General features: G+C 66.9%; 14 protein-coding genes. 9 read left to right on the top strand and 5 right to left on the bottom strand.

Annotation, left to right across the window (positions count from 1 at the left end):
* The first annotated feature begins 4 nt into the window (after positions 1–4).
* Complete coding sequence (locus N4R40_RS05125) at positions 5–724, top strand: VIT1/CCC1 transporter family protein (RefSeq protein WP_261606295.1); 720 nt, start codon at positions 5–7, stop codon at positions 722–724.
* Between the two features lie 3 nt (positions 725–727).
* Here the strand turns inward: N4R40_RS05125 and N4R40_RS05130 are convergent, their stop codons facing one another.
* Complete coding sequence (locus tag N4R40_RS05130) at positions 728–2,113, bottom strand: aspartate aminotransferase family protein (RefSeq protein ID WP_261606296.1); 1,386 nt, start codon at positions 2,111–2,113, stop codon at positions 728–730.
* A 77-nt stretch (positions 2,114–2,190) separates the two neighbouring features.
* On the opposite strand from N4R40_RS05130, the gene N4R40_RS05135 reads away from it, so the two are divergent.
* Positions 2,191–2,730, top strand: a complete 540-nt coding sequence (locus N4R40_RS05135) for a YaeQ family protein (RefSeq protein WP_261606297.1) — start codon at positions 2,191–2,193, stop codon at positions 2,728–2,730.
* Positions 2,731–2,839: 109 nt separating this feature from the next.
* On the opposite strand, the gene N4R40_RS05140 is transcribed toward N4R40_RS05135, so the two are convergent.
* Positions 2,840–3,286: a GNAT family N-acetyltransferase gene (locus tag N4R40_RS05140; RefSeq protein WP_407665836.1), complete on the bottom strand. Its 447-nt coding sequence runs from the start codon at positions 3,284–3,286 to the stop codon at positions 2,840–2,842.
* Between the two features lie 428 nt (positions 3,287–3,714).
* On the opposite strand from N4R40_RS05140, the gene N4R40_RS05145 reads away from it, so the two are divergent.
* From N4R40_RS05145 to treY, 6 genes are all read left to right on the top strand, one after another.
* Positions 3,715–4,404: an SDR family oxidoreductase gene (locus N4R40_RS05145; RefSeq protein WP_261606298.1), complete on the top strand. Its 690-nt coding sequence runs from the start codon at positions 3,715–3,717 to the stop codon at positions 4,402–4,404.
* Positions 4,405–4,490: 86 nt separating this feature from the next.
* Positions 4,491–6,041, top strand: coding sequence for an APC family permease (locus tag N4R40_RS05150; RefSeq protein WP_261606299.1), 1,551 nt, complete (start codon positions 4,491–4,493; stop codon positions 6,039–6,041).
* A gap of 19 nt (positions 6,042–6,060) precedes the next feature.
* Entirely contained in the window at positions 6,061–7,257 is a 1,197-nt protein-coding gene (locus N4R40_RS05155; protein ID WP_261606300.1) for a cation:proton antiporter, read from the top strand.
* Complete coding sequence (locus tag N4R40_RS05160; RefSeq protein ID WP_261606301.1) at positions 7,257–7,769, top strand: glutaminase; 513 nt, start codon at positions 7,257–7,259, stop codon at positions 7,767–7,769. The genes N4R40_RS05155 and N4R40_RS05160 overlap by 1 nt, the downstream gene beginning before the upstream one ends.
* A 28-nt stretch (positions 7,770–7,797) precedes the next feature.
* Complete coding sequence (gene glgX / locus N4R40_RS05165; protein WP_261606302.1) at positions 7,798–10,014, top strand: glycogen debranching protein GlgX; 2,217 nt, start codon at positions 7,798–7,800, stop codon at positions 10,012–10,014.
* Complete coding sequence (gene treY / locus N4R40_RS05170) at positions 10,011–12,374, top strand: malto-oligosyltrehalose synthase (protein ID WP_261606303.1); 2,364 nt, start codon at positions 10,011–10,013, stop codon at positions 12,372–12,374. Before glgX ends, treY begins: the two co-directional genes overlap by 4 nt.
* A 95-nt stretch (positions 12,375–12,469) precedes the next feature.
* On the opposite strand, the gene N4R40_RS05175 is transcribed toward treY, so the two are convergent.
* The 3 genes from N4R40_RS05175 to N4R40_RS05185 all read right to left on the bottom strand — a co-directional run bounded on the left by N4R40_RS05175 (position 12,470) and on the right by N4R40_RS05185 (position 15,928).
* On the bottom strand, positions 12,470–13,879 hold the full coding sequence (locus tag N4R40_RS05175) for an HNH endonuclease signature motif containing protein (protein ID WP_261606304.1): 1,410 nt from the start codon (positions 13,877–13,879) through the stop codon (positions 12,470–12,472).
* Between the two features lie 207 nt (positions 13,880–14,086).
* Entirely contained in the window at positions 14,087–15,307 is a 1,221-nt protein-coding gene (locus N4R40_RS05180) for an IS256 family transposase (protein WP_261606305.1), read from the bottom strand.
* Positions 15,308–15,568: 261 nt separating this feature from the next.
* Complete coding sequence (locus tag N4R40_RS05185) at positions 15,569–15,928, bottom strand: hypothetical protein (protein ID WP_261606306.1); 360 nt, start codon at positions 15,926–15,928, stop codon at positions 15,569–15,571.
* A 1,133-nt stretch (positions 15,929–17,061) separates the two neighbouring features.
* Between N4R40_RS05185 and N4R40_RS05190 the strand changes: the two genes are divergently transcribed.
* Complete coding sequence (locus N4R40_RS05190; protein ID WP_261606307.1) at positions 17,062–18,717, top strand: TIGR04028 family ABC transporter substrate-binding protein; 1,656 nt, start codon at positions 17,062–17,064, stop codon at positions 18,715–18,717.
* Positions 18,718–18,726: the final 9 nt, after the last annotated feature.

Genomic DNA, 18,726 nt, shown 5'->3' on the forward strand with positions numbered 1-18,726 from the left:
CGGTATGGCCACTCCCGCAGGAACGCACCTCGACGAGCCGCACCAGACGGGCATCGCCCAGCGGCTCAACTGGTTGCGTGCCGGTGTGCTGGGAGCCAACGACGGCATCGTCTCGACGGCGGCCGTCGTCGTCGGTGTCGCCGGCGCCAGTGCGGGGGTGCTGCCGGTTCTGCTCGCCGGTTCTGCCGCGCTCGTCGGTGGGGCGATCTCGATGGCGCTCGGCGAGTATGTCTCGGTGTCGAGCCAGCGCGACTCGGAGAAGGCGCTCATCGAGAAGGAACGCCGAGAGCTGGCGGAAGACCCCGACGCCGAGTTCGCGGAACTCGTCGGGCTGTACCGCGCGCAGGGCTTGTCGGACGAGACCGCCGCGAAGGTTGCCGAGGAGCTCACGGCGCGCGACGCGTTGTCGGCTCACCTCTCGGCCGAACTCAACATCGATCAGGACGACGTCGTGAGCCCGTGGCACGCGGCGATCGCCTCGGCGGTCGCCTTCACGGCCGGCGCGTTGCTGCCGATGGCGACGATCCTGTTGCTCCCGCATCCGGCGCGCATCTGGTTCACGTTCGTCGCGGTGCTTCTCGCCCTCTCGATCACCGGGTATGTCGCCGCATGGATCGGCGGCGCTGATCGCCTGCGCGCGATCCTCCGCGTCACGATCGGTGGCGCACTCGCGCTCGGGGCGACGTTCCTGGTGGGCACGCTGTTCGACACCGTCATCACCTGAGCGTCAGAGTCTGCTCCACGCCTCCGTGAGGACGCCGCGGAGGATCTGCTCGATCTCGTCGAACTCGGCGGGGCCGGTCGTCAGCGGCGGGGCGAGTTGGATGACCGGATCGCCGCGATCGTCGGCGCGGCAGTACAGACCCGCGTTGTAGAGCGCGCCCGAGAGGAACCCGCGCAGCAGCCGTTCGGACTCGTCGTCGTCGAACGTCGTCTTGGTCGCCTTGTCTTTGACGAGCTCGATGCCGAAGAAGTAGCCGTCGCCACGCACATCCCCGACGATCGGCAGATCGGTCAGCTTCTCGAGCGTCTTCCGGAACACCGGAGAGTTCTCCCGCACGTTCTGCAGCAGCGATTCCTCCTCGAAGATGTCGAGGTTGGCCAGGGCGACGGCCGCCGCCACCGGGTGGCCCGCAAACGTATACCCGTGTGGGAATGTCACGTTGCCATGGCGGAACGGCTCGTAGATCCGGTCGCTGATCATCGTGCCGCCGAGGGGGACGTAGCCGCTCGTGACCGCCTTGGCAAACGTGATCATGTCGGGCTGATAGCCGTACGCGTCGCACGCGAAGTACTCGCCGATGCGGCCGAACGCGCAGATGACTTCGTCGCTGACGAGCAGCACGTCGTACCGGTCGCAGATCTCGCGCACGCGCTGGAAATAGCCGGGCGGGGGAGGGAAGCATCCGCCCGAGTTCTGGACCGGCTCCAGGAACACCGCGGCGATCGTCTCCGGCCCCTCGAACTGGATCATCTCCTCGATCCGATCGGCCGCCCAGACCCCGAACTCCTCCGGGGTCGCCCCCGTGAAACCCTGCTCGGCCGCGCGGTAGTAGTTCGTGTTCGGCACGCGGAATCCGCCCGGCGTGATCGGCTCGAACATCGCCTTCATCGCCGGCAGGCCGGTGATCGCGAGGGCACCCTGCGGGGTGCCGTGATAGGCGATGTAGCGCGAAATGACCTTGTGCTTGCCGGGCTTCCCCTGCAGCTTCCAGTACTGCTTGGCGAGCTTGAACGCCGTCTCGACCGCCTCACCGCCACCCGTCGAGAAGAACACGTGGTTGAGGTCGCCCGGCGCGAGGTCGGCCAGACGCGCGGCCAACTCGATCGCCGGGGGATGCGCGTAGGACCAGATCGGGAAGAACGCGAGCTTTTCGGCCTGGCGCGCTGCCGTCTCGGCGAGCACCTTTCGACCGTGTCCGGCGTTCACGACGAACAGGCCGGACAGTCCGTCGATGTAGCGGCGTCCGCCGGCATCCCACAAATGATGGCCCTCGTCCCGAACGATGATCGGCACGCCGCGCTCCATCGTCGACTGGCGTGAGAAATGCATCCAGAGGTGGTCTTTCGCCAGCTGTTGCAGCTCGGATTCGGTGCGTTCGGGACGGTTCATGCGGTTCTCCTCGACTCTGCCTCACGAACCTACTCGCGCGGAGCGTGCGCAGGTAAGGGCCGATAGGCTCGGTCGTCATGGCCACCGGCGCAACGATCCACACCTTTTCCGTGCAGTTGGCCGATGTCGACCGCGGCGTCTACGAAGACCTCACCCTCCGCGTCGCCCGGCATCCGTCCGAGACAGATGCCTATATGGTCACCCGATTGCTCGCCTATCTGCTCGAGTATCAGGAGGGAATCGCGTTCAGCGAGGGGATCTCGCAGACCGATGAACCGGCCGTCCTCGTGCGGGACATGACCGGGAGTCTCGTCGCCTGGATCGAGATCGGCGCCCCCGAGGCCGAACGCCTGCACTTCGGGAGCAAAGCGGCCGAACGCACGATCGTCTATACCCACCGCGATCCCGTGAAGGTCATCGCGCGCCTTGCCGGCAAGCGGATCCACCGCGGTGAGGACATCGTCGTGCGCAGCTTCGACACCGGTTTCGTCGATGCCGCGGCGCGGCTCCTCGAGCGCCGCAACGACCTCGTGCTCTCGGTCACGGAGGGACAGCTGTTCCTCGACATGGGCGGCTCGACGTTGAGCTCGGCGCTCCACGAGGACGCCATCCTCTGAGCCCTTGCTTCCGCGCCCCGAGCCGCATAGTTCCGCGCGAGCCGCATCCTTTTGTGCGCACGGATGCTGTCGGCTCGTGCGGAAGGTGTCGGCCCGGCGGGAGGCGGGCTCACGGGCGGAGCGCGGGAGCGGTCATCCAGACGTCGACGTCGTCCTCGGAGTCGGTGACGAAACCGTGGCGATCGTACAGTCGCCGCGCGGGGCTGCCCTGCAGCACGTTCAGGCGGAACGGTGTGGTGCCGGGTTCGCTCAGGAGCGCCCGAAGAACCTCGCTGCCGATGCCCTGCCCCTGAAGCGACGGTCGCAGGAAGAAGTGCTCGATCCACCGCGCGTCGGGTTCTTCGCGGAGCGCGACGAGCCCGGCGTCCTGATTCGCGACCTGAATGACGCGCGTGTCGGCAGGGACGTACGCCGCGAGGAACCGCGTACGCACACGGTGGGGGTCGAAACGCCCGAGCCGCTCGAGGTCGGGGCGCAGGACGACCGCTCGCAACTCCGCCATCCACTTGGCGTCAGAGGCGCGTGCCGGCCGGAACGTCCAGAATGCCGATGCCACCGTTCGATTCAACCCGATCGGGCGGGCGGGGCGTGCCACCTGAATAATTCCTGCGCTCTGCGCGGCCCTGCCGCCGGCGATCCGGCGGGGGCGCGAGATTCGGCCGGCGTGCCCCACTCGTGGGTCCATACGGCAGGAGTTATTCAGGCGCGGCGGGCGACCGGCGCGAAGGCGGGTAATCGGCGCGGAGGCGGGCGACCGGCGGCGGAGCCGCCCCGATGACAACGCCGGGCACGGCGCCGCGCGGCGGGTGCGACCGACGTCACCTGAAGAACTCCTGAACTCTGCGCGGCCCCGCCACAGGCGACGTGCCGCGGGCGCGGGATCCCGCAGGTGAGCCCGACCCGGGTGCCCGCGCTGCAGGAGTTATTCGGGTGAAGCGGCGGTGACGCCGGTCTAGGGTCCTGCGCCGATGGGAGGATGGCGGCATGTCCCAGACCCATCTCCTCACCGGCGCCGGAAGCGGTATCGGGCTCGCGGTCGCCCGGCGACTCGCCGATCGCGGCGACCGGCTCATCCTGGTGGCGCGCGACGACGCTCGCGCGGCAGAGCTCACCGCTCTGTTCGCCGGGTCGAGCGCCGTCGTCGCCGACCTCCGGCAGCCCCAGACGATCGCCGCGCTCGCCGCCGACCTGCCGGACACCCTCGACTCGGTGATCCACGCCGCGGGGGTCGTCGACCTCGGCCACGTCGCCGATCTGCCGTTGGGCGCCTGGGAATCACAGCTCACCGTCAACCTCATCGCGCCCGCCGAACTCACGCGCATCGCTCTCCGGGCCCTCCGGGCCACGCGCGGCCACGTGCTGTTCGTCAACTCCGGCGCGGGGCTCACCGCACACGCCGAATGGGCTGCCTACGCCGCGTCGAAGCATGGGCTGAAGGCGCTCGCCGACGCTCTGCGCGGTGAAGAGGCCCCGCACGGGGTGCGCGTGACGACCGTGTACCCCGGTCGAACGGCGACCCCGATGCAAGCGCGCGTGCACGAGCAGGAAGGCAACGCGTACGATCCGGCGCGCTTCATCGATCCCGAATCGGTGGCCACCGCGATCCTCACCGCGATCGACCTGCCCGCGGATGCCGTCATCACCGACCTCTCGGTACGTCCCGGCCCGCGCTGACACGCGCCCGGCGCGGCGATCGGCCCCGCGTGCATCTGCGGCACGCGAGGGTCTAGTCTTCGGGAAACACCGCCGGAAGGAATGCGATGAGCGACTTCGGAAAAACCACGCCGATCCGTTTGGAACGTCCCGAAGGCAAGGGGCTCGCGACGGGTACTCTCGGGCTCTGGGGATCGACCGTCATCGGTCTCGCCTCGACGGCGCCGGTCTACTCGCTGGTCGCGACGCTCGGTTTCGTCGTCCTCGCGGTCGGCGGGCAAGCGCCGATCGCTTTCATCATCGCTTTCGTGCCGATGCTGTTCATCGCGTTCGCGTACCGCGAGCTCAACAACGAGATCCCCGACTGCGGCACGACCTTCACCTGGGCGACGAAAGCCTTCGGCCCGTGGGTGGGGTGGATGGGCGGGTGGGGCGTCGCCGTCGCCGGCATGGTCGTCCTCGCGAACCTGGCCCAGATCGCCTCCGTGTACTTCTGGGACCTCTTCGGGCTCGAACTCGAGAACAACGACTGGCGCATCATCCTGGTGGCCGTCATCTTCATCGCCGCGATGACGTGGGTGAGCTGGCGTGGCGTGGAAATCGGCGAACGCATCCAGAACGTCCTCCTCGCGATCCAGTACCTCGCCCTCGCCATCTTCGTCGTCGCGGCGCTCTGGCAGTTCTTCGCCGGCACCGCGCCGGGCGCGACGGCGTTCGACTGGGAGTGGCTGAACCCGTTCGCGTTCACCGACTTCGACGGCTTCACCGAAGCCGTGCTGCTCGCCCTCTTCATCTACTGGGGCTGGGACACCTGCCTGGCGCTCAACGAGGAGACGAAGGACCCCAAGCGCATCCCCGGGCGCGCGGCGCTGCTCACCACCGTCATCCTGCTCTTGACCTACGTCTCCGTCACGATCGCCGCGATGATGTATGCCGGTCTCGGCGAAGACAGCACGGGCCTGGGTAACGAAGCGAACGCCGACGATTTCTTCCTCGCCATCAAGGACGGCCTCCTCGGCCCGTGGGGATGGCTGCTCGTGGTCGCCGTGCTCATCTCGGCCGTGTCGTCCACGCAGACGACGATCCTCCCGACGGCGCGCGGCACGCTCGCGATGGGCGTGTACCGGGCACTTCCGGAGCGCTTCAAAACCGTGCACCCCCAATACAAGACGCCGTCGTTCTCGACCCTCGTCGGCGGCACCGTCGCGATCTGCTACTACGTCGGCATGACGCTCATCAGCGACAACATCCTGCAGGATTCGATTCTCTCGCTCGGTCTCGCGATCGCGTTCTACTACGCCATCACCGGCTTCGCGTGCGTCTGGTATTTCCGCCGCGACCTCGGTCGCTCGGGTCGCGATCTCTGGTTCAAGGGCATCTTCCCGCTCCTCGGCGCGCTCATGCTGACGTTCGCCTTCGTGAAGTCCGCGATCGACATGTACGACGTCGATTATGGATACTCCGTGCTCTTCGGCATCGGCGGAACGTTCGTGGTCGGCATCGGAGCGCTGCTGGTCGGCGTCGTGCTGATGGTGATCTGGTACGTCTTCCCGCGGTCAGGGCCCTTCTTCGGCGGGAAGAGTCTCAACCGGGAGACTCCGGTCATGGTGCCGGAAGAGCCGGGCGAGTTCGTCCGCTCGATCGACGGCGGTATCTGAGGCTCGGTACCGTTCCGGTATGGATGATCTGGACACGGCGATCGTACTGATCCCGCTTCTCGCGGTACTCGCCCCCGTAGCGGCACGCGCCGTCGGCACGTGGATTCGTGTGCCCGTCGTCGTATTCGAGCTGGTCCTCGGCATCGTCATCGGGCCGAGCGTGCTCGGTTGGACCGGCCCCTCCGCGTTCGTCGAACTGCTCTCCGAGTTCGGTCTCGCCATGCTGTTCTTCATCGCGGGCACCGAAATCGAGTTCGCCGCGATGCGAGACCGGGCCGGCAAGCGCGCGGTGGGCGGATGGCTGATCTCTCTGGTGCTGGGCGTCGTCGTCGGCTTCATCCTGGTGCCGGGCCCGGGTGCGATCGTCATCGCTGTCGCGCTCGCATCGACCGCCCTCGGCACTCTGCTGCCGATCCTGCGGGATGCGGGTGAACTGCGCACCCCGTTCGGACGCGCGGTCGGTGCTCTGGGTGCCGTGGGCGAGTTCGGCCCGCTGGTCGCGATCTCGGTGCTCCTCGGCAGCCGCGAGCCGGGAGTGGCGACTCTGGTCCTCGGCGCCTTCATCCTGATCGCCGCGGGTGCGATCTGGTATGCCGCCCGAGTTCCGCAGGGTGCGCTGCACCGCTTCGTGAACGCGACGTTGCACACGTCGGGCCAGTTCGCGGTGCGCACCGTCATGCTGATCCTCGCCGCGCTCACCGCGCTCAGCATCGTGCTCGACCTCGACATGCTCCTCGGCGCATTCGCGGCCGGCATCGTCTGGCGCCTCCTGATGCGGGATGCGAGTGAGCACGATCGCGCAAGTGTCGAAAGCAAGATCGAGGGGCTCGCCTTCGGCTTCCTGGTGCCCGTCTTCTTCATCTACACCGGCGTGACGTTCGACCTGGCATCGCTCCTGGCCACGCCGATCCTGCTTCTCGCGGTCGTGGGCGTGCTCCTCGTGCTCCTCGTCGTCCGTGGGGTTCCCTCCCTGCTCGCGGCGCCCGAGGGCGCGGGGGCGAAGGAGCGTCTTGCCGTCATGCTGATGGGGGCGACCGGGCTTCCGATCATCGTCGCGGTGACCAGCATCGGCGTGGATGAGGAGCTCATCTCGAGCGCGACGGCGTCCGTCTTCGTCGGCGCCGGGATGCTGTCGGTGCTGCTCTTTCCGCTGATAGCCGTCTCCCTGCGGGGCGACACGTTCGCGCCGACGGATCTCGTCGACGACCGGGCCTGATGACCGCGCGCGCGACCTCGCTGATCGACGCCGCGAGGGCTCGACTCACCGGCATCCCCCGGGAGCGTCTGGGGGAGTGGGCGACTCCTCGGAAAGTCCTCGGCATCGGCCGCGCGCCGCGGATCGTGCCCGTCGGCGACGCCTGGCATCTGGGGGTTCTGCTCATCGGGACGGATACCCTCGCCGCGACCGGCGATGTCCTTCGCGCCCGGGCCGAGGTCATCCGCGGTTTCACCGCCGAGTCGCAGCGGGCTCGCGCCGCACTCGCTGCGGCCGCGCGCCGCGGCGGCTTCGCCGAGGGGGAGACGCTGCATCTCGGTTGGGAACCGGTCGATCTCGCGGTGGTGGATGCCGGGGGATCCTCCGGTCCGCTCTCGATGATCGCCGGCATCCCGCAGATCCGCTGGAGTAAAGGTGGCGGCATCAGGCCCTTCAGCGACTATCTCGACGAGCAGATCGCCCTGCGCGAGAGCGATGTCAAGGGTCAGAATCCGGAGATCTCCGCCAACTAAGGTGGTAACCCACGCACAGGAGGCGCTCATGCAGGTTTGGCCCGGCTCGGCATATCCATTGGGAGCGACGTTCGACGGCAGCGGTACCAACTTCGCGCTGTTCAGCGAAGCGGCCGAGCGCGTTGAACTCTGTCTGTTCGATGACGACGGGGAAGAAACCCGTGTCGAACTCCGCGACGTCGACGCGTACGTCTGGCACGCCTATCTGCCGACGATCCAGCCCGGTCAGCGGTACGGATATCGCGTGTACGGACCGAACGATCCCGAGAACGGGCTGCGGTGCAACCCGAACAAGCTCCTCTTGGACCCGTACGCGAAGGCCGTCGAGGGTCAGATCGAGTGGGGTCAGTCGGTCTTCGGCTACAACTTCGGCGATGCCGATTCTCGAAACGACGAGGATTCCGCGGCATCCATGATGAAGGGCGTTGTCATCAACCCCTACTTCGACTGGGCGGGCGACCGTCTGCCGAAGACGCCGTATGCAGAGAGCGTCATCTACGAAGCGCACGTCAAGGGCCTCACTCAGCAGCATCCCGGCATTCCCGAGGAGATTCGCGGTACCTACAGCGCGATCGCGCACCCGGCGATCATCGATCACCTCAAGCGCATCGGGGTGACGGCGATCGAGCTCATGCCCGTCCACCAGTTCGTGAACGACTCGACCCTCGAAGAAAAAGGCCTGTCGAACTACTGGGGCTACAACACCATCGCCTTCCTCGCGCCGCAGAACACCTACTCGGCAATGGGGCAGCGCGGACATCAGGTGCAGGAGTTCAAGGGCATGGTGCGGGCGTTGCACGCCGCGGGCATCGAAGTGATCCTCGACGTCGTCTACAACCACACCGCCGAGGGCAACCACATGGGCCCCACCCTCTCGATGAGGGGCATCGACAACGAGGCCTACTACCGCCTCGAAGACGACGACAAGCGGTACTACACCGACTACACCGGCACCGGCAACAGCATGAACGTCGGCAACCCCCACACTCTGCAGCTGATCATGGACTCGCTGCGGTACTGGGTGCTCGAGATGCATGTCGACGGCTTCCGCTTCGACCTCGCCTCGACGCTCGCCCGCGAGTTTTACGATGTCGACCGGCTCGCCACCTTCTTCGAACTCGTCCAGCAGGACCCGGTGGTGAGCCAGGTCAAGCTGATCGCCGAGCCCTGGGATATCGGGCCGGGTGGCTATCAGGTCGGCAACTTCCCCCCGCAGTGGACGGAGTGGAACGGGAAGTACCGTGACACCGTCCGTGACTTCTGGCGCGGTGAGCCGTCGACGCTCGGCGAGTTCGCCTCGCGCCTGACCGGTTCCGCCGATCTGTACGAGCACTCGGGGCGACGCCCCGTGGCATCGATCAACTTCGTCACGGCGCACGACGGCTTTACGCTCCGCGACCTCGTTTCGTACAACGAGAAGCACAACGACGACAATGGCGAAGACAACAACGACGGCGAATCGCACAACCGCTCGTACAACTTCGGCGTCGAAGGCCCGACCGATGACTCCGCCATCCTCACGATGCGCGGACGTCAGCAGCGGAACTTCCTTGCCACACTGCTGCTGAGTCAGGGCGTGCCGATGATCGCGCACGGCGATGAGCTCGGACGCACGCAGAACGGCAACAACAACGGCTACGCGCAGGACAACGAGATCACGTGGGTCGATTGGGACTCCGCCGATCAGCCGCTGATCGAGTTCACCGCGGCCCTCACCAGACTGCGCCGCGAACACCCGAGCTTCCGGCGGAGCCGCTTCTTCGACGGGCGCCCGGCGCGCCGCGAAGAGGGCGCACCCGTCCCCGACATTGTGTGGCTGCGGCCGGACGGCACGCAGATGCAGCCCGAGGACTGGGATTCCGGCTTCGGCCGCGCAGTAGGTGTGTTCCTCAACGGCAACGGGATTCGCGAGCGTGACCGGCGCGGTCAGGAGATCCACGACCGCCACTTCCTGATCCTCTTCAACGCGGGTGACGAGCACGTGGAGTTCACGATGCCGCAGTCCGAGTTCGGTCCGGAGTGGGAAGTCATCGTCGACACGGCCGGCGCGGCCGCCGATGGCGAACCGCTGTCCGGGGGCGACCACGTCGATCTCGTCGGGCGGTCGCTGATGGTGTTGCGCGACCATGAGCCGGAGCAGCCGGAGGTCGATCACTCGGTCGCCGCATCGCTGGCCGCGTTCACGACCCCGATCGACATCGTGCCGGCACCGGCGCCGAAGGCGGAGCAGTCGAGCGGACGATGAGCCGTCGCCCCGTTTCGACGTACCGGCTGCAGGTGCGGGCGTCCTTCGATCTGGATGCCGCGGCCGAAGTCGTGCCGTACCTGCGCGACCTCGGTGCCGACTGGGCGTACCTGTCGCCGTTGCTGCAAGCCGCGGACGGATCCGATCACGGGTATGACGTCGTCGATCCCACGCGGGTCGACGACGCCCGCGGCGGGCCGGAAGGGTTGGCGCGATTCAGCGCCGTGGCGCGTGCCGCAGGTCTCGGCATCCTCGTCGACGTCGTGCCGAATCATCAGGGCGTCGCGAATCCGGCGGAGAATCCGTGGTGGTGGGACGTGTTGCTGCGCGGGCGAGCATCGGTGCACGCGGGCGCGTTCGACATCGACTGGGAGCACGGTGACGGGCGTCTCGTGCTGCCCGTTCTCGGCGGCGAGCCCGAGGACGTCCTCGGCGCGGGGGAGATCACTGTCTCGCCGGAACCGGCGGATGCCGCTCCCTTCGGGACGGCGCGCTATTACGACCTCGTCTTGCCGCTCGCGAAGGGCACCGCGCCCGTCGAGGAGACGAGTGATCCCGCTCGTGCGGGTGACGTCGTCGCCCGTCAGCACTGGGCTCTGGCGTTCTGGCGTCGCGATGCCGAACTACTGAACTACCGGCGCTTCTTCACCGTCACCTCGCTCGCCGGAGTGCGGGTCGAGATCCCCGAGGTTTTCGATGCGAGCCACGTCGAAATCCTCCGGTGGCTCGGCGAGGGCCTCGTCGACGGACTCCGCATCGACCACCCCGACGGACTCACCGACCCGGGAGGGTACCTCGATCACCTTGCCGCGGCCGCGGGTTCGCCGTATGTCGTGGTGGAGAAGATCCTCGAACACGGCGAAGAGCTGCCGGGCTGGTGGCGAACCGCCGGGACGACGGGGTACGACGCGCTCGGGGAGATCGACCGGGTGCTCACCGACCCTGCGGGGGAGGCGGCACTGACGGCACTCGACACCCGCCTGCGCGGGGAACCTCTTGCGTGGAGCGCGCTCATCCACGACACGAAGCGCGCCGTCGCGGACACGTCGCAGGCGGCTGAAGTCGGCCGTCTCGTGCGGTGTCTGCCCGCCGACGTGCGCGACAGATTCGATGACGCGGCGTTGCGGGATGCGCTTGCCGAGGTGCTGACGGCGTTCCCCGTGTACCGGGCGTACCTCCCGGCTGGCGTCGAGCACATCGCCCACGCCGTCGCCGAGGCGACCGGGGCGCGTCCGGATCTTGCCGACGCGATCGCGGCGCTCGAGGGCGTCATCGCGGAGCCCGCCCGATTCGACGCCGAGGAGTTCTCGCGCCGGTTCATGCAGACCACCGGTCCCGTGATGGCCAAGGGTGTCGAGGACTCCGGGTTCTACCGGTACACGCGGCTCGGGTCGCTGACCGAAGTGGGCGCCGATCCGTCGCAGTTCGCGCTCGATGTCGCGGGGTTCCACGCGCCATCCACCCGCCGTCAGGCCGGGTGGCCCGCCGCGATGACGGCGCTCTCGACCCATGACACGAAGCGCTCGGAGGATGTGCGCGCGCGGTTGGCGGTACTGGCCGAGGTGCCGGGGCGATGGGCCGAGGTTCTCGAGAGCCTGCGCGCGATCGCGTCGACCGGCGATGGACCGCTCGACGCGCTCCTCTGGCAGGCTGCGGTCGGCGCCTGGCCGGTGACGCCCGAGCGACTGCATGCCTACGCCGAGAAGGCCGCCCGCGAGGGCGGGGTCGTCACGTCGTGGGCCGATCCGGATGCCGCTGCCGAGGCGCGGGTGCATGCGCTCGTCGACGCCGCCTTCGGCGCGGCGCGCCCGCTCGTCGAGGAGTTCGTCGCCGAGATCACCGGCCCGGGACGATCGAACGCGCTCGCCGCGAAGCTCGTGCAGCTGGCGGGGCCCGGCGTGCCCGACGTCTACCAGGGCACGGAGCTGTGGGATTTGTCCCTCGTCGACCCCGACAACCGCCGCGCCGTCGACTTCGCGGAGCGACGTGCGCTTCTGGCCCGGATCGACGCGGGGTGGATGCCGGAGATCGACGCCACCGGTGCCGTCAAACTCCTCGTGACATCGCGCGCTCTGCGCCTGCGCAGGGACCGGCCCGATCTGTTCTCGCGCTACACCCCGATGACCGTCGTCGGAGAGGCGGCGGAACACGCGATCGCGTTCGACCGGGGCGGTGCGCTCGCCGTCGCGACGAGATTGCCCGTCGGGCTTGCCGCGCGCGGTGGCTGGGGCGACACGGTTCTCCAGCGGCAGAGCGGACCGACCATCGACGTTCTCACGGGGCGGCAGTACACCGGCGGTCCGCTGGCGCTCGCCGACCTCCTGGACACCTACCCGGTTGCGCTGCTGATCCCGGCGTGATCGCGAGGTGTCTCGTCTCGCTGTGCTCGCGGGGCGCGCGGGCGGCCACCGGTCGTTGGGTGAGGGAGCGAAGCGACGAGACGATACGTGCCCAGTCAGGTTCTCAGGAGATGTGCGCGGAGCCGGATCGGTGAGGTCGTGACGGGTCTCCACCTCATGGACGCGTCGAACCAGACCGGTGCCATGACTTCGGGGACGCCCCGGTTCATCCGAATCTTCCACCCGATGCGGTCGAGGAAGCGGTGGTGGAACCAACACAGCAGCACCCCGTTGTCGGTATGAGTCGGGCCGCCGTTGGCATATTCGAGGACGTGATGAATCTCGCACCACGCGGCCGGGGTTCCACAGCCCGGGATGACGCATCCGCCGTCGCGGAGCGCGATCGCTCTCCGCTGGTGCCGGTTGAAGACACGTTCGGTGGTGCTGATCTCGACGATCTTCCCGTCCCGGCGGGTCGTGACCCGTTGGATCGCACCAGCACACGCGATGTGCCGGGCAACAGTGATCGTGATCGGTTCCGCGCGCCCCTGCGCGTACGCGTACCCGGTGTCTGATGCGAGATCCTCGGCAGTGACCGACACGACAAGGGTCGGCGCGTGCCCACCGATCGTGGGAAGGAGACCGCTGGACGCGGCGATTCCCAGCACGGCCGCGAGCGCGTCATGCTGCTGCTGCGCGTGCGTGCGGTCATCGAGCGGCGCGATCAACCGGCCCTCAGCGTCCCGTTCACCGTCACCTGGCGTGAACGACACTTTCGGCGACAGGAGCGCATCCCAGATGGTGCGGAGTTGCGCGGCGACTTCGGGGAGTAGGGTTCCCCGGATCGGGACACCCGACGGCGTCGCAACACCAAGCATCACTGCACGTTTGCGGATCGCGGCTCGCTCCCGCGGTTCCGCCCCGTCTTGATCGAGCGCGATCGCCCACGTCTGCGCATGAATCTTCAATAGTTCCGCACACGCCGGCGGCGCCCCGTCGGGGCCTTCCCCGCGCGCTTCGGCGACGACCATGTCGGCTGCGTCCCGCCGCGCGGCGACAGCCACGCGCGGCGCCGTTGATTGCAACGGGTCGGTGATCGCCAGAACCCCGTCGACGCCGAGCACACCGGCGAGCATCGCGTCACGCACCGACGGAAACGCCGAGTCGAGATGCTCGCCGGTCGTGTCCGACAACGTGGGTCGCACGGCCTTCGCCCCGCGTTGCGCCCTCGCGGCGGCCTGCGAGCCGAGCCGGGTGATCTTCTGGACGAGTTCGGCGACGTCCCGGCATCCGAGGTGCGATGTCATCCGCGCGTCGCGCTCGGGGAGCTCCGAGCGCCGCATGACTTCACCGACCGCATCGAGCAGGAGCGCGTCCGCGAGCCGACCGACCTCGGCGACGAGCGCGAGTTGCTGCGCCAATTCTGTTTCAGTCGCCCGTTCGAATGCCCGGTCGTCGACCCCGTTCCGCAGCACTTCGCGGACCTGCGCCCGCAGGTTCTGAAGCGGCGTGGTGAGGAGATCCATACCCCTATTCTGCCGAGGGGTTCCGACACTTAGCCGGGCGAAAAGACCAGATCGAGAGAGGAAAAAAACCGACGGCGATGAGGGTTTTCTCATGTCGAAACGGCACCGACCGAGGAGGGTTGGCGCACCGCCTTTCGGCCGCGCTTCGGGTGACGTCCCGCTGAGTGGTGGAGTTTTTCAACACCGTGCGAGTTCAGCTGTGTGTGATTACGCCGCTAGTTCTGGGATCGCGACCTCCTCTTCTGTGGTGTTCAGGAGCTTCATGGAGTGCTCGCTGAAGTAGCGTCGGTCGGCGCCGTCCCATTCGTCGTGTTGCTCGATCAGGACGTGCCCGGCGAGGCGGAGCAGCGCGGCGGGGTTGGGGAATGTGCCAACGACGTCGGTGCGGCGTTTGATCTCCTTGTTAACCCGCTCGAGCGGGTTCGTGGACCAGATCTGTCGCCAATGCGCCACCGGGAACTCGCAGAACGCGAGGATGTCGTTCTGCGCGTCTTCGAGCATCTCGGCGACCTTGGGATGCGACCTTGTGAGCATCCGCACGACTTCATGGAACTGGGTGAAGACGTGCTCGGTGTCGGGTTGGGCGAAGATCGTGCGGATGATCGACGCGACCATCGGGCCGGTCGCCTTCGGAACGGTCGAGAGCACGTTGCGCATGAAGTGCACCCGGCAACGCTGCCAACTGGAGCCCTGGAACACCGGGTCGATCGCCGCGATCAGGCCGGTGTGGGCATCGCTGATCACGAGCTTCACCCCGCCCAGCCCGCGCGCCTTCAGGCTGCGGAGGAACGTAGTCCAAAACGGTTGTGATTCGGTGTCTCCGACCTCGAACCCGAGGACTTCCCGGCGCCCGTCAGCGGCGACACCGATCGCGACGACGACAGCTTGAGACACGACCCGCCGGCCGACCCTCGCTTTGCAGTAGGTCGCGTCAAGGAACACATACGGGTAGGTGGTGTCCGCCAGGGGTCGGTCGCGGAACGCGGCCACGTCCTCGTCAAGGTTCGCGCAGATCCGCGACACCTCCGATTTCGAGATCCCGGTGTCCGCGCCAAGCGCTTTCACCAGGTTATCGACCTTGCGGGTCGAGACGCCGTGAACGTACGCCTCCATCACAACCGCGAACAGGGCCTGGTCGACCCGACGACGGCGCTCGAGAAGCGACGGGAAGAACGTCCCCTGCCGCATCTTCGGGATCCGCAACTCCAGATCCCCGGTCGTCGTGGTGAGCGTCCTCGGGCGGGTGCCGTTGCGTTGAGTCGTCCGCGCTGGCGTGCGTTCGAACGGAGCGGCGCCGATGAACGCGGCCGCTTCCGCATCGATCAGCTCCTGGTAGAGCGTTTCGGTCGCGACCCGGATCCGGTCGGTGACATCGGTGAGTTTCAGTTCCCCGAGAAGCTCGAGGAGGGCAGACTGGTCGAGAGCCATCGTGCGTATGTCTTTCTGTGAGTGACTTTGATCGGTTCTCACTGACCATCGCACGATGGCTCACCAACGTCTACGACGAAGACAACCCGGCCAAGAACTACACCACCCCAGGGGACGTCGCCGCGGCGAGCGGGTCTGGGGATCGTCACTGCCGGAGCTGCACAGCACTAGCTCATAACTAAGCGCGCCAATCGGTCGGCTTCAACGAAACCCAAGCGCGCCTCGACTTGGGATCAAAGTTCCTCACTGGCACCACATCAACTAGTAGAAATCGACGACTGACATCACTCTCGTTGTCTGCTTGTTGAGCGACGGATAGGAATGCATTTCTAGCGGATTGATGAGGTAGCCGGTCGCGTCGATCGTGCTGAGCGATTCGAGCTCGCTGCCTTTTGCCCACGCGGCGGCAAACTGTGCCGGAGTATCGATTGCGTATGCAACTGTGCATTCGCCGATCTGCCCCATCACGATTTGCGCAGATTCACCGTTGATTGTGAGCGGCGCTGGTAACCAAAGCATGTCATTCATAGCCGCATCGATACCGGAGTTCGAGAGCAATTGCGCCCGCTCCAGCGAATTCGCAGCCATGAGTGCGGATAGTTGGGCGTCCCGCTCATCCACCCATAGACCCGACGTTACCAACGCACGTCCCGCCGGGGCTGAGGCTGCCAGGGTGACATCCCGGGCAGCCTCAGTGACTGGGCCGTTCCAGCCATATAGCCACCGCACAGTGTCGTTCTCGGAACGATGAAATCGCGCCTCAAGGAGCGGATACGTTGGCGGGTGGTAGCCCTCCATGTTATTTGGAGTAGTAGCCCGCACAGTAGCTGTACGTATTGGCCGGGTTGCTGAGAACAACTCGGTAAGTTGACTTGCCCGTCGAGACGGCAGTGAACGGGACGTTAGCACCGCCACTATTTGAGGCATTCCCCTGGGCCAACAGCGACCCGTTCGGTCCGTACACGTTAATCAGTCCGTACGGATAGCTGGGTGGAAATACCGTGACGCCAACGCCAACCGCACGAATCTGGGTTCCGTTGCGCACTAGCTGCACCTGGTCGCCGCATGCCGGTGTCGGTTCGCGGAAGGGAACGATGGTCAGCTGCGAAGCGCTCGACGCTCCACCAACGACGCTTGCGCTCGTGGATGCTTGCGCCGGGTATGCACTGAAGACTGCGACTGCGACCATCGTGAGGCCGACCAGCCCGGAGGCGATTCTGGCTTTCACGTCATCTCTCGTCCTGCGACCAAGGTTTGCCGCTCGATCGCGAGCTTAGGTCGGTCCCCGCCTGACCGCCTGAGCCTTTCGTCTACATCTTGGATCGTCGCCCGCATCTCACGCTTTGACGCGTGCGAATGATCGGCCGGCCAGTTGTAGAGCTGCGGCGTGCGGGTTTGGGATCGTCACGGGCGGTGCTGCACAGCACTAGCCCACAGCGTATGTCTTTCTGTGAGTGACTTTGATCGGTTCTCACTGACCATCGCACGATGGCTCACCAACGTCTACGACGAAGACAACCCGGCCAAGAACTACACCACCCCAGGGGACGTCGCCCGCGCTTCGCGGCCGAGGGTCAGCCCGCGGCGCGCGGCTGACGTCCTGCGCAGCCACGTGCGATCCGCCGGGATCACACCCCGCGGGCACGTTCTTTACGGCGTGTGAAGGGCGAATCGCCGAGGGCGGGATCTCTGTGATGGGCTGGGGCTCCCTTCACCGCACATCACCCAGATGTGCTCTGGCTCAAGGAGCTCCCATGTCCCGAATTTCCCGCGTGATCCTCGCTGCGGCATCGACCGCTGCCATCGGTGCCCTCGTCGTCGGCTGCTCGTCCGGTGCGGGCACGCCCGCATCCACGGATGCCGGCGGTGAACCGCAGCAGGGCGGTACGCTCACGTATCTCGAGCCGCAGACCTGGAACACGCTGTACTCGCCGTCGGCCGGTTTCTACCCCAACGGCGGCATCGTGAACAACATCACCGACCGTTTGCTGTACCAGAACCCCGAGACGCTCGAGCTCGAGCCGTGGATCGCGACCGCCTACACGGTCAACGACGATGCGACCGAGTACACCTTCGATCTGCGCACCGACGTCACCTACTCCGACGGCACACCGCTGACGCCGGAGAACGTCGTGAAGAACTTCGACCTCTTCGGCAAGGGGGACACCGCCCGCGCTCTCCCCGTTTCGGAGGCGATCAACAACTACGACCACGGCACCGTCGTCGACGAGGACACCGTCTCCTTCGTCTTCACCGCCCCGTCGCCGGGCTTCGGCCAGGCTGTGTCGACCATCAACTCCGGCCTGCTGTCGGATGCCACGCTCGACCGGACGAGCGAGGAGTTCGGTCCCGGCAACGCGGTGGACATCATCGGTAGCGGACCGTTCGTGATCTCGAAGGAAGAGCTCGGAACGTCCACGAGCCTCACGGCACGCGAAGACTACGACTGGGCTCCGCCGTCGCTGGAGCACCAGGGCGCGGCATACCTCGAGGGCATCGAGTACATCGTCGCCGGCGAAGACAGCGTCCGCGTCGGCACGGTCGTCGCCCGCCAGGCCGACATCGCCCGCGGTATCCAGGCCCCCGATGAGGCGCAGTTCGCCGCATCCGGACTCTCGTTGCACGCCGCCGCGACCAACGGTGTCAACAACGGGCTCAGCTTCCGCTTCCGCGAGCCGCGGCTCTCGGACCTCACGGTGCGTCAGGCGCTCATCGCCGGGATCGATCGTCAGCAGATCGTCGACACGCTCTTCACCGACAGCTACCCGCTGGCCACCGGTGCACTCGCGACGACGGCGCTCGGCTACATCGACACCTCCGAGTTCTACGAGTACGACCCGGAGAAGGCGGCGGACCTCCTCGATGAGGCCGGCTGGACGCTGAACGCCGACGGACTGCGTGAGAAGGACGGCGAAATCCTGTCGCTGACCTTCAACGAAGCACTCCCGCAGCCTCGCTCGAAAGAGGTGGTGACCCTGATCCAGGAGCAGCTCGCGAGGCTCGGTGTCACGGTGGAGCTCTATGCCGGCGACATGGCCGCACAGACGGCCGCCTCCGCCGACCAGAACACCGTCCAGGTGTACCACTCGATGGTCGGCCGCGCCGACTTCGACGTTCTGAAGTCCCAGTACTTCTCGAAGAACCGCAACACCCTGGTCAACTTCACCAAGGCCGACGGATCGGTCGGCGACCAGGAACTCGACACGCTGCTGCAGGCGATCGCCTCGGAGTCCACGACGGAGGCGCGTCAGGCGGCATCCGCCGCGGCACAGCAGTACCTCGCCGAGAATGCCTACATCCTGCCGATCTTCGAGGAGCCGCAGGTGTTCGGCCTCACCGACAAGGTCCACGGATTCTCCACCGAGTCGGTCGGACGCCCGTCCTTCTACTCGACCTGGCTGGTCGGCTGACACCCTCGT

The organism is Microbacterium memoriense, assembly GCF_025398275.1.
Taxonomy (GTDB): Bacteria; Actinomycetota; Actinomycetes; order Actinomycetales; family Microbacteriaceae; genus Microbacterium; species Microbacterium memoriense.